Annotated in this window: 10 protein-coding genes; 4 read left to right on the forward strand and 6 right to left on the reverse strand. The window is 68.9% G+C overall.

Annotated elements, in window-relative coordinates; translation table 11 throughout:
- Positions 1–7 precede the first annotated feature (7 nt).
- The 4 genes from MKK75_RS20650 (at position 8) to rpmG (ending at position 2,630) form a co-directional block, all read left to right on the forward strand.
- On the forward strand, positions 8–472 hold the full coding sequence (locus MKK75_RS20650; RefSeq protein ID WP_244044387.1) for a DUF983 domain-containing protein: 465 nt from the start codon (positions 8–10) through the stop codon (positions 470–472).
- On the forward strand, positions 429–1,172 hold the full coding sequence (locus tag MKK75_RS20655; protein WP_244044388.1) for an NUDIX hydrolase: 744 nt from the start codon (positions 429–431) through the stop codon (positions 1,170–1,172). Before MKK75_RS20650 ends, MKK75_RS20655 begins: the two co-directional genes overlap by 44 nt.
- Positions 1,169–2,356 (forward strand): MFS transporter, encoded by a 1,188-nt coding sequence (locus tag MKK75_RS20660; protein ID WP_244044389.1) that lies wholly within the window; start codon positions 1,169–1,171, stop codon positions 2,354–2,356. Before MKK75_RS20655 ends, MKK75_RS20660 begins: the two co-directional genes overlap by 4 nt.
- A gap of 106 nt (positions 2,357–2,462) precedes the next feature.
- On the forward strand, positions 2,463–2,630 hold the full coding sequence (gene rpmG, locus MKK75_RS20665) for a 50S ribosomal protein L33 (RefSeq protein ID WP_244044390.1): 168 nt from the start codon (positions 2,463–2,465) through the stop codon (positions 2,628–2,630).
- A 242-nt stretch (positions 2,631–2,872) separates the two neighbouring features.
- Here rpmG and MKK75_RS20670 read toward each other — a convergent pair whose 3' ends face one another.
- From MKK75_RS20670 to MKK75_RS20695, 6 genes are all read right to left on the reverse strand, one after another.
- Positions 2,873–3,778, reverse strand: a complete 906-nt coding sequence (locus MKK75_RS20670; protein WP_244044391.1) for a LysR family transcriptional regulator — start codon at positions 3,776–3,778, stop codon at positions 2,873–2,875.
- A 74-nt stretch (positions 3,779–3,852) separates the two neighbouring features.
- Entirely contained in the window at positions 3,853–5,514 is a 1,662-nt protein-coding gene (locus MKK75_RS20675; protein ID WP_244044392.1) for an OFA family MFS transporter, read from the reverse strand.
- 559 nt (positions 5,515–6,073) lie between these two features.
- Positions 6,074–6,367 carry a formate dehydrogenase subunit delta gene (locus MKK75_RS20680; protein WP_244044393.1) on the reverse strand — a complete coding sequence of 98 codons (294 nt, stop codon included), beginning with the start codon at positions 6,365–6,367 and terminating at the stop codon, positions 6,074–6,076.
- Between the two features lie 4 nt (positions 6,368–6,371).
- The gene (gene fdhF / locus MKK75_RS20685; protein ID WP_244044394.1) at positions 6,372–9,245 is read right to left on the reverse strand and encodes a formate dehydrogenase subunit alpha; all 2,874 of its coding nucleotides are present in this window, start codon (positions 9,243–9,245) and stop codon (positions 6,372–6,374) included.
- A gap of 9 nt (positions 9,246–9,254) precedes the next feature.
- Positions 9,255–10,814 (reverse strand): formate dehydrogenase beta subunit, encoded by a 1,560-nt coding sequence (locus tag MKK75_RS20690; RefSeq protein WP_244044395.1) that lies wholly within the window; start codon positions 10,812–10,814, stop codon positions 9,255–9,257.
- The gene (locus tag MKK75_RS20695; protein WP_244044396.1) at positions 10,811–11,284 is read right to left on the reverse strand and encodes a formate dehydrogenase subunit gamma; all 474 of its coding nucleotides are present in this window, start codon (positions 11,282–11,284) and stop codon (positions 10,811–10,813) included. Before MKK75_RS20695 ends, MKK75_RS20690 begins: the two co-directional genes overlap by 4 nt.
- Positions 11,285–11,652 lie beyond the last annotated feature (368 nt).

An 11,652-nucleotide genomic window follows, 5' to 3' on the forward strand; every position in this document is an offset into this window, starting at 1 on the left:
TCTGGGCATGCTCGCCGACGTGATTCCCCAGCGCACCCGCCTCGTCCCCGCGATGGCCCGGGGCTTCATCGGCCGCTGCCCGCATTGCGGCCAGGGGCGGATCTTCGGCCGCTTCCTCAAGGTGCGGCCGGACTGTGAGGTCTGCGGCCTGGAACTGCACCACCACCGGGCCGACGATCTGCCGCCCTACGCGGTGATCTTCATCGTCGGCCACATTGTCGGCTACCTGATCCTTGAGACCGAGAGCGCCTACGACGTGCCGCTCTGGGTCGAGATGGGCGTGTGGCCGGTGGTCACGCTGGCGATGGCGCTGGCGCTGCTTCAGCCGGTGAAGGGGGCCGTCGTCGGGCTGCAATACGCCCTTGGCATGCAAGGCTTCGCCAGGCTACCGCGGGGCGGCCCCGCCCCGGGGCCGGAGGAGACGCACCTTGCCGCTGCCGCAGCAGGAGTCCCAGATCGCGACCGCGCCTGAGCGCAAGCCCGCCGCGGCGCGCCTGCGCCCGCGGGACGCCGCCACCATGATCGTGATCGACCGGCGCGGACGGGGCGGCCCGAAGGTCCTGATGGGCCGGCGCAGCCCGAACCTCGCCTTCATGCCGGGCAAGTTCGTCTTCCCGGGCGGGCGGATCGAACTCGGCGACCGCCACATGCCGGTGGCCGGGGCACTGCCCGATTACGCCGAGGCGGCGCTGGCCCGGCAGGTCTCCCGGCCGCCGCACCATCTCGGCCGGGCGCTCGCGCTCGCCGCCATCCGCGAGACCTACGAGGAGACCGGCCTGCTGCTCGGCACCACCGAGCACGGCGCCCCGGAGGATCCGCCCGCGGGCTGGGAAGGGTTCGCCCGGCACGGCGTCCTGCCGGACCTTGAGGCGCTGCACCTCGTGGCCCGGGCGATCACCCCGCCCAAGCGCGTGCGCCGGTTCGACACGCGGTTCTTCGCGGTCGATCGCCAGATGGTCGCGGCCGAGGAACCCGGGCGTGTGACGGCCGATGCGGAGTTCACCGAACTCGCCTGGGTCCGGTTCGACGCGGCCCGCAAGCTCGACCTGCCGTTCATCACCCGCGCCATCCTGGACGATCTCGAAGCCCAGATCGAAGCCGATTTCGCCCCGCACCGGATGATCCCGTTTCACTACGAGCGCTACGGCCGCCGCGAACGGGTGGCTTTGTGAGCCGTTCGGACGACGTGGAACTGGACGCGCGGCGTGGGATCAGGTCGGAGGATGTGGCGGCGATCGCGGCGGCCGTGACCTGCGTCACCGTCGTCGGAATCGGGCTGAGCCTGTCGATCCCGCTCCTGTCGATCGAGCTGGAGCGGCGCGGCGCGTCGAGCACCTTGATCGGGATCAACACCGCGGTGGCGGGCATCGCCAGCATCTGCACGGTGCCGTTCGTGCCGCGGCTCGCCGCGCGGATCGGCGTCGCGCCGCTGCTCGGCCTCGCGCTGGTCGTCGGGGCGGCGAGCCTCGCGCTGTTCCCGATCCTGCCGGGCATCGCGCTGTGGTTTCCCCTGCGCTTCATCTTCTCGATGACGCTCGGGGCGCTGTTCGTCCTCTCCGAGTATTGGATCAACGCCGCCGCCCCGCCGGAGCGCCGCGGGCTCGTGATGGGCATCTACGCCACCGTCCTGGCGGCGGGCTTCGCGGTGGGTCCGCTCCTGCTGGCGCTCGTCGGAACCGAGGGGCTGGCGCCCTACGCCACCGGGGCCGCCCTGATGCTCGCCGGCGGGTTGCCGATCCTGCTCGCCCGCGGGCTGTCGCCGACGATCGAAGCGGGTTCGGGCCGGGGCATCCTCGGCTACCTCCGGCTCGCCCCCGGGGCGCTCGCGGCCGCCCTCGCCTACGGGGCGGTGGAGACCGGCATCTTCGCGATCCTACCCCTCTACGGGCTGCGCCTGGGCTACGACGCGCAAGGTGCGGCCGGGCTCGTCAGCCTGATCGCGCTCGGCAACGTGCTGTTCCAGATCCCGTTCGGCTGGCTCGCCGACCGGTTCGACCGCGGCGCGGTGCTGCTCGGCGCGGGCCTCGCGGGGGCGGCGGGCTCGGCGCTCATCCCCCTCACGGCCGGCAGCCCCGTGGCGTTCGGCCTGCTGCTGCTGGTCTGGGGCGGCATCGCCGGCACGCTCTACACGGTCGGCCTCGCCATGCTGGGCGACCGGACGCCGGCGAACGACCTCGCGGGCGCCAACGCGGCCTTCGTGGTGCTCTACAATGTCGGCCTGATGCTGGGCCCGCCTCTGATCGGCGGCGGTCTCGACCTCGTGCCGCCGCACGGCTTCGCGCTGGCGCTCCTCGCCCTGTTCCTGGCCTTCGCGGGCTCCCTCGCCGTGACGGAGCGCAGGCGCGCCCGCTCTTGACCTGCCCGGCCCGATCGGGCATTCACCCGCCCGTATTCGGCCGGGTCTTCCCGGCCATTTGCGTTTCGCTCACGCGGAATGCCGCACCCTGCAGGAGCGCCGCGCCATGGCCAAGGCCGTCACCGTCAAGATCAAGCTCATGTCCACCGCCGACACGGGCTATTTCTACGTCACCAAGAAGAACTCCCGCACGCAGACCGAGAAGCTGACGATGCGCAAGTACGACCCGGTCGCGCGCAAGCACGTCGACTTCAAGGAAACCAAGATCAAGTAAGGCGACGGGCCCATCTCCGGCCCGACGCGCACAGCCGCCCCGTGACGGGCGGCTTTTTCGTTGGCCGCGGCTCCGAATGCCCGGCCGCACGACAGCCCCGGTCCAGCCCCGCACCGTAGATATCCCGGCGGTCCGGGGGCCCTACGTCGTGTGCGGGCGTTCCGGGATGGACGACCTCGTCACCTTCGCCCAGCGGGTGTTCGACAGGCGGCCGATCGGTGCGACGTCCGGGACGGCACGCCTCAGCCGGCAAGCTCCGGCTCCGATGCCCGCGCCAGCGACCGGGCAATAGCCACGAGGGCGGTGACCATCGGGGTGGACGGCTCGCGGCGGGGCGCGACGAGGCCGATCGTATGGACCAGATCCGGGGCTGTGATCGGAAGGGTGCGCACGCCCTCCATGGGTCCGAGGGCATCCACCAAAATCTCCGGCATGATCGAGGCCCAGCGCAGGGTGCGCACATGGGTCAAGAGCACGATCATCGAGTTCGATTCGAGGGTGGCCGCGGGCTCGGCGCCCGATTCCCGGATCTGCTGGTCGATGATCCGGCGGTTCTGCATGTTCGGGGTGAGCAGGCAAAGCGGCAGGCTGCCGGTCTCGGCCCAGGTGACGCTCTCCCGCTGATCGAAGGGGCCGCCGAGCGCCGTCACGAGGCGATAGCGCTCCCGGTAGAGCGGCACGGAGATCACCCGCCCGAGGGGCTCGTTGTCGAGGTAGGTCAGGCCGGCATCCGCCTCCAGGTTCTCGATCAGCGAGAAGATGTCGGCCGAGGTCGCGGACTCGACCGTCAGCCGCACGTCCGGGTGGCGCTCCCGGTAGGGCGTCGTGAGGCGCACGATCATCGGCAGGGCGGTGGGGATCGCCGCGATCCGCAGGTGCCCGGTCAGGCCCCGGCGCAGGCCCGTGACCTCCTCGTGCATGGCCCGGGCATCGGCCACGATCCGCCGCGCCCATTCGAGCACCCGCTCCCCCTCGGGGGTGAAGCCCTGGAAGCGCGAGCCGCGCAGCACGAGCTGCACGCCGAAGCGGTTCTCAAGCTGCTTCACGCCGGCCGAGAGGGTCTGCTGGGTCACCCCGCAGGCCTCGGCGGCGTGTCCGAAGTGCTGCTCGCGGGCGAGCGCGAGCAGGAAGTCCAGCTTGTCGATCACCACGCAGGGATCCCGGCACCGCGAGTCGCCGGGAGCCTAGCGACCCCCGGCGACGCCCACAACAGCGCGGCCGCTCACCGGAACAGGATGAAGGCCTTCGACAGGGTGATGCCGATGCCCCAGACGATCGGGATGCCGACCACCGCCCAGGCCAGGGCCGCACCGAGGCTGAAGCCGCCGCGATCGATGCCGAAGGAGCCCGACGGCCCGGCCGCCGAGGCGCCCGCCTTGACGTCGAGGGCAGCCCGCTCGGAATCCGACATGAACCAGCGGCTCGCCAGCGGGCGGACCAGCAGGTTGCAGAGGAACCCGACGGCGAGGAAGCTCGCGAGCACGTACATGGTGCGGCCGTACAGATCCGCGCCCTGCACGCCGGCCGCCACCTGAGCCTCGCGGATCTTGGTGATGACGAACGGCCCGACGATGCCCGCCATCGACCACGCGGTGAGCAGGCGCCCGTGGATGGCGCCCACGAACTGCGTGCCGAACACGTCGGCGAGGTAGGCCGGCACCGTCGCGAACCCCCCGCCATACATTGACAGGATCACGCAGAAGATCGCGACGAACAGAGCCTGCGAGCCGATGCCGGCCGCCCAGGGTGCCGCCGCGTAGAGGAGCCCCCCCAACGCGAAGAAGATCGCGTAGGTGACCTTGCGGCCGATGCGGTCCGACATCGAAGCCCAGAAGAACCGGCCCAGGATGTTGAACAGGGAGAGCAGGCCGACGAAGCCGGCCGCGATCGCCGCAACCTGCGCCTTCTGGCCGCCGTCGAGGGCGGAGAAGCCAGTGCCAGGCTGGCCGATCAGCGATCCGCCGAAGATCTCCTGCAGCATCGGCGAGGCCAGCGCCAGCACGCCGATGCCGGCGGACACGTTGAGGAAGAGGACGAGCCAGATCATCCAGAACTGGAAGGTCTTGTGGGCGTCCCGCAGGTGGACGTGGCCTGAGGCGATCATGGCGTTCCTGGCCACCGGCGCCGTCCAACCGTCGGGACGCCAGCCCGCGGGCGGGACCCGGTAGCCGAAGGCGCCGCCCAGCATGAACACGATGTAGCCGACGCCCATCACGGCGAGCGTCTGCCAGACACCGACCGAATCCGGGCTGCGAAAGGTCTTGATCAGGCTGTCGGCCAGCGGCGAGCCGATCATCGCACCGCCGCCGAAGCCCATGATCGCCATGCCGGTGGCCATGCCCCGGCGGTCGGGAAACCACTTGATCAGGGTCGAGACCGGCGAGATGTAGCCGAGGCCCAGCCCGATGCCGCCGATCAGGCCCATGCCGAGCCAGACCAGCCAGAGCTGATGGACGTAGACGCCCAGCGCGCCGACCAGGAAGCCGCCGCCCCAGCAGAGCGCCGCTACGATGCCGGCCTTGCGCGGTCCGGCCCGCTCCAGCCAGCCGCCGAACAGGGCCGCCGACAGGCCGAGCATCACGATGCCGATCGAGAAGACCGTCACGAGGTCGCTGACGCGCCAATCGCAGGTGGTGGTGAACAGGGCCGTCATCACGCCCATGTCGGGGCAGGCAGCCGGCGCGGGCTGACCGACCGAGACCGCCCGGGTCAGCGGCAGCCAGAAGACCGACAGACCGTAGGCCATGCCGATGCAGAGATGGATCGCCAGCGCCGCCGGCGGGACCAGCCACCGGTTGAAGCCTGCCTTGGCGACGATCCGCTCACGGGACAACAGACTCGGCGTATCGCCGGGCGCGACCGCGCCCGCTACCCCAACACTCATGACGCACTCCTCCCGGCGATCACGTCCATGGACCGCTCGATGCCGCAGGATGCGCGATCTGTGTACAGGGTGCCAGCGCAATGCACGCCGAGTGGACAGATTTCACCCCCATCTGCGCAATCTGCAGGCGAACGGCTGCACGCAGAGAATTGCCCGATGCGGGGCCCGCATTCTGCTCGGCCTCGAAGGCCCTTGTCACGATACACGACGGCGTTCGATAGCGAGGCGAATGGATCAATCCCATCCACCCCCTCATCGTGAGGTGCGGCGAAGCCGCCACGAAGGAGGGCTCCAGGGATTAGGGCGCTTTCTGGAGGTCTCCTTCGAGGCCTCCGCTACGCTTCGGCACCTCAGGATGAGGTGGAGCGTTGGACAACCGATTCGATACATCCCGATTTGTGTCGCAGACAGCGGGCGCCCGCATGTTGGTCCTCGATCGCTGCGAGAACGGCCGCCGAAGCGCTTCGCGCACGCCATGACGTAAAAACCCCGGCGCCCGCAGGATCCGGGCACCGGGGTTTCGATCGAGAACGAGCCTTGGAGTCTTTGCCCCGACGCCTCAGCCGGCGTCGCTGGCGCCCTCGCCGAGCTTCTGCGGGTCGCGGGTCGCCGAGCGCACCGGGCTCTCGGCCTGGGGTTCGGCGCCGCGCATCGCCCGCTGCACCAGGATATCGGCCCGGTCGCCCATGTCGGGCAGGGCCGCCTCGAGCTTCGAGACCATCTTGGGCGTCCAGAACGCCACGATGTGCTTGTGCACCCCGGCCACCGCCTCCTCCTCCGGGTAGGACCGGAAGAAGGAGGCGATCTGGTTGGCCATGCGGAGGAGCTTGTCCTCCTGGCTGACGGCGCTCATCGTGTCACTCCGCCGCGTCGAGGGCGCTGTCCTGGGAATTGGCGATGCGCGTCAGCGAGAAATCCTCCTCGTAGAACTTCGCCTGCCAATCGGAGGGCCGGTTGGTCCGCCGGACCTGCACCGCCGTCACCTTGTATTCTGGGCAGTTGGTGGCCCAGTCCGAATAGTCGGTGGTGATGACGTTGGCGCCGGTCTTGGCGTGGTGGAAGGTGGTGTAGACCACGCCGGGCTGCATCCGCTCGGAGATCCGGGCCTTCAGCGCGATATCACCGGACCGGCTCTCCAACGCAACCAAGTCGCCCTCGACGATGCCGCGCAGCTCCGCGTCGAAGGGATGGATCTCCAGCACGTCCTCCTCGTGCCAGCGCGAGTTCTCGGTGCGCCGGGTCTGCGCGCCGACATTGTACTGCGACAGGATCCGGCCCGTGGTCAGGATCAGCGGGAACTTCGCCCCCGTCCGCTCCTCGGTGGCCACGAACTCGGTGATCATGAACCGGCCCTTGCCGCGGACGAACCGGTCCACGTGCATCATCGGCGTGCCGAGCGGCGCCTTCTCGTTGCAGGGCCACTGTACCGAGCCGAGCTCGTCGAGCTTGGCGTAGGACACGCCGGTGAAGCTCGGGGTCAGCCCGGCGATCTCGTCCATGATCTCGGATGGGTGGCTGTACGCCATTTTGTAGCCCAGCGCGTTGGAGAGCAGCACCGTGCCCTCCCAGTCGCCGTAGCCGCCGAGCGGCGCCATGACCTTGCGGACCCGCGAGATGCGGCGCTCGGCGTTGGTGAAGGTCCCGTCCTTCTCCAGGAACGAGGCGCCCGGCAGGAAGACGTGGGCGTACTTGGCGGTCTCGTTCAGGAACAGGTCCTGAATGACGATGCACTCCATCGCCATCAGGCCCGCGGTGACGTGATGCGTGTCGGGGTCGGACTGGGCGATGTCCTCGCCCTGGATGTACATGCCCTTGAACGCGCCCTCGACGGCCTCGTCCAGCATGTTGGTGATGCGCAGGCCCGGCGCGCCGTCGAGCTTGGCGCCCCAGAGGGCCTCGAAGCTCTCGCGGGTGGCGTCGTCGGAGACGTGGCGGTAGCCGGTGAGCTCGTGGGGGAACGAGCCCATGTCGCAGGAGCCCTGGACGTTGTTCTGGCCGCGCAGCGGGTTCACGCCGGCGCCGAGCTTGCCGATGTTGCCGGTGGCCATGGCGATGTTGGCCATGCCCATCACCATGGTCGAGCCCTGGCTGTGCTCGGTGACGCCGAGGCCGTAGTAGATGCCGGCCGCGCCGCCCTTGGCGTAGAGCCGAGCCGCTCCGCGGACCTGCTCAGGGTCGAGGCCGGTGAATTGCTGCTGGCTCTCCGGGGAGTGGCGCTCCTCGGCGATGAACCGGGCCCAGGACTCGAACTCGGCGAGGTCGCAGCGCTCGCGGACATAGGCCTCGTCGACCAGCCCCTCGGTGACGATCACGTGCGCCAGCGAGTTGATGAAGGCGACGTTGGAGCCGGGCTTCAGCGGCAGGTGGAAGTCGGCCTTGATGTGGGGCGACTTCACGAGGTCGATTTTTCTCGGGTCCGCGACGATGAGCTTCGCCCCTTGCCGCAGGCGCTTCTTCATCCGCGAGCCGAAGACCGGGTGACCGTCGGTCGGGTTGGCGCCGATCACCAGGATCACGTCGGAATTCTCGACCGACTTGAAGTCCTGGGTGCCGGCCGAGGTGCCGAGCGTCGACATCAGGCCGTAGCCGGTCGGCGAATGGCAGACGCGGGCGCAGGTATCGACGTTGTTGTTGCCGAAGGCGGCGCGCACGAGCTTCTGGACGAGGTAGGCCTCCTCGTTGGTGCAGCGGGACGAGGTGATGCCGCCGACCGAATCTTTTCCGTATGTCGCCTGGATGCGTTTGAACTCGCTCGCCGCCCGGTCGATGGCTTCTTCCCAAGAAACCTCGCGCCATGGATCCGTGATCTTCTCGCGGATCATCGGCTTGGTGATGCGGTCCTTGTGGGTGGCGTAACCGTAGGCGAAGCGGCCCTTCACGCAGCTATGGCCCTCGTTGGCCTTGCCGCCCTTGTAGGGCACCATGCGGACGACGCGCTCGCCCTGCATCTCGGCCTTGAACGAGCAGCCGACGCCGCAATATGCGCAGGTCGTCACCTCCGCGTGCTCGGGCTGACCGAATTCGTGGATCGATTTTTCCTGCAACGTGGCCGTGGGGCACGCCTGAACGCAGGCTCCACACGAGACACACTCGGACTCGAAGAAATTGGTCGGGCCGGCCGCCACGCGGCTGTCGAAGCCGCGGCCCGCGATGGTCAGCGCGAAGGTGCCCTGCACCTCCTCGCACGCCCGGACGCAGCGGTTGCAGACGATGCACTTGGACGGATCGTAGGTGAAGTACGGGTTCGACTCGTCCTTCGGCAGATACTTTTCCGCCGTCGGCGCGACATGGTTGTCGCCGTCGTAGCCGTATCGCACGTCGCGCAGGCCGACGACGCCGGCCATGTCCTGCAGCTCGCAATCGCCGTTGGCCGCGCAGGTCAGGCAGGTCAGCGGGTGGTCGGAGATGTAGAGCTCCATCACGCCCTTGCGGAGCTTGTGCAGCTTGTCGTTCTGCGTGTGCACCACCATGCCGTTCTCGGCCGGCGTCGTGCAGGAGGCGGGTGTCCCGCGCCGTCCCTCGATCTCCACGAGGCAGAGGCGGCAGGAGCCGAAGGGCTCCAGCGAGTCGGTGGCGCAGAGCTTCGGGATCTGCGTGCCGGCATGCATCGCCGCCGCCATCACCGAGGTGCCGGCCGGCACCGTCACGCTCATGCCGTCGATCGTCAGGGTGACGGTCTGCTCCGCCACGCGGATCGGCGTGCCGTAGTCGATCTCTTTGATGAGGGCCATGGCGCTACCTCACTCGGCCGCCGCAGGCAGCGAGCCCGCGCGGCGAAAATCCTCGGGAAAATGGGTGATCGCGCTCATCACGGGCATCGGCGTGAGCCCGCCCATGGCGCAGAGCGACCCGTCGGTCATGACCTCGCAGAGATCCTCGACCAGCTTCAGGTTGGCGTCCGGCCGGATGCCGGCGATCACCTTGTCCATGGTCTCGACGCCGCGGGTCGCGCCGATGCGGCACGGGGTGCACTTGCCGCAGGACTCGGTGGCGCAGAACTCGAAGGCGAAGCGGGCCTGGGAGGCCATATCGACGGTGTCGTCGAACACCACGATGCCGCCGTGGCCGACGAGGCCCTTCTGGGCCGCCATCGCCTCGTAATCCAGCGGCGTGTCGAGGAGATGGTCGGGGAAGTAGGCCCCGAGCGGTCCGCCGACCTGCACGGCCCGGACCGGACGGCCTGAGCGCGTACCACCGCCGAACTCCTCGATCACCTGACGCAGGGTGATGCCGAAGGCCATCTCGATCAGGCCGCCGTGCTTGATGTTGCCGGCGAGCTGGATCGGCAGGGTGCCGAGCGAGCGACCCATGCCGTAATCGGCGTAGGCCCTGGCGCCGTTCTCCAGGATCCACGGCACGGCCGTGAAGGTCATGACGTTGTTGACCAGCGTCGGCTTGCCGAGGAAGCCCTTAAGCGCCGGGATCGGCGGCTTGGCGCGGACGATGCCGCGCTTGCCCTCCAGGCTCTCCAGCAGCGAGGTCTCCTCGCCGCAGATATAGGCGCCCGCACCCAGCCGCACTTCCAGGTGGAAGTTTTTACCGGAACCCAGGATGTCGTCGCCGAGCACGCCGGCCTCGACACCATTGGCGATGGCTTCCTTCAGCGTCGCGAACGCCTGCGGATACTCGGAGCGCAGGTAGATGTAGCCGCGGGTGGCACCGGTCGCGATCCCGGCGATCGTCATGCCCTCGATGAGGTTGAACGGGTCGCCCTCCATCATCATCCGGTCGGCGAAGGTGCCGGAATCGCCCTCGTCGGCGTTGCAGACCACATACTTCTGGTCCGCCCTGGCCAGCATCACGGTGTTCCACTTGATGCCGGCCGGGAAGCCGGCACCGCCCCGGCCGCGCAGGCCGGAATCGCGTACCGCCGCCACGATGCCCTCGGCATCGAGCTTCAGCGCAGCCTCAAGGCCGCGGTAGCCGCCATGGGCCCGGTAATCCGCCACCGAGACCGGATCGATCACGCCGCAGCGGTGGAAGGTCAGGCGCTGCTGCCGGGCCAGGAACGGGATTTTTTCCGGATCGCCGAGGCGCAGGGCATGAGCGCCGCCCTCGGCCAGTCCGGCATCCAGCAGGGCATCGACGTCTTCGAGCTTGACCGGGCCGTAGGCGATGCGCCCTTCGGACGTCCCGACCTCGACCATCGGCTCCAGCCACGCCAGACCGCGGGAGCCGGTGCGCACGATGGCAACGTCGAGGCCGCGGCGCTCGGCGCCGGCGAACAGGGCCCGGGCGACCTTGTTGGCGCCGAGGCCGATCGCGACGGCGTCGCGGGGAACGTAGAGCGTGACGCTCACTGGCGCACCTCCGTCAAAGCGGCTTCGAGGGCGTCGGCGGTGAGGTGCGCGACGGGCTCACCATCGACGAGTGCGGCAGGGCCGTTGGCGCAGAGGCCGAGGCAGTAGACCGGCTCGACCGTGGCGTTGCCGTCGGCGGTGGTCTCGTGCCAGCCGCAGCCGAGGCGGCCGAGGATCTCGCGGTGGAGCGTGTCCGAACCCATCGCCTGGCAGGCCTCGGCCCGGCACAGCTTCACCTCGTGCCGGCCGGCGGGGTGCGCCCGGAAGTCGTGGTAGAAGGTGACGCAGCCGTGCACCTCGGCGCGCGACAGGTTCAGCGCGTCCGCGATCAGCGGAACCGCCCCCTGGTCTACGTAGCCGAACGTCTCCTGCAGCGCGTGCAGGATCGGCAGCGTGGCCCCTTCGAGATGGGTGTGTTCGGCGATGATCCCGGATGCGCGATCCGCGCTCCAGGGCTCGTGACGCGCCATGACTTTCCTGCCCAGTCTGGTCCTTTTCTAATGCGAAGAGGAACAGAAATGCCGGTCCTCTTCAATCGTGCAGTCCGGTCGCATGACAAAGGACGTCTGTCGTGCTGTCACTCGTCGCACAGGCGTTCAGGCAGGTGATGTTAAACAACTGCCACAGAACAGCTTTTCGAATCAGCGGGGCGGCTGAAAATTCTTTCTTGCGACGCAATATGATTTTGTGCCATGCAAAAAATTGCATAGCCACGCAGATTTCAACTTGCTGCCGTGCTTGCGATCGGGGGCGCGGCCCTTTCGAGGCATCTGGCCGAGCGCGGGGCGCGAGATCAGCGCTCCTGCGCCATGGCGCGCCCTTTCCCGGACAGGTGGAG

Origin of the sequence: Methylobacterium sp. J-030 (assembly GCF_022829545.1) — a bacterium.
GTDB lineage: Bacteria > Pseudomonadota > Alphaproteobacteria > Rhizobiales > Beijerinckiaceae > Methylobacterium.

What these genes read in the sequence shown, in the direction of transcription:
- MKK75_RS20695 (WP_244044396.1), bottom strand. Translation starts at nt 11,284, where the DNA reads ATGGCGCGTCACGAGCCCTGGAGCGCGGATCGCGCATCCGGGATCATC.
- fdhF (WP_244044394.1), bottom strand. Translation starts at nt 9,245, where the DNA reads ATGGCCCTCATCAAAGAGATCGACTACGGCACGCCGATCCGCGTGGCG.
- MKK75_RS20650 (WP_244044387.1), top strand. Translation starts at nt 8, where the DNA reads ATGCTCGCCGACGTGATTCCCCAGCGCACCCGCCTCGTCCCCGCGATG.
- MKK75_RS20680 (WP_244044393.1), bottom strand. Translation starts at nt 6,367, where the DNA reads ATGAGCGCCGTCAGCCAGGAGGACAAGCTCCTCCGCATGGCCAACCAG.
- MKK75_RS20675 (WP_244044392.1), bottom strand. Translation starts at nt 5,514, where the DNA reads ATGAGTGTTGGGGTAGCGGGCGCGGTCGCGCCCGGCGATACGCCGAGT.
- rpmG (WP_244044390.1), top strand. Translation starts at nt 2,463, where the DNA reads ATGGCCAAGGCCGTCACCGTCAAGATCAAGCTCATGTCCACCGCCGAC.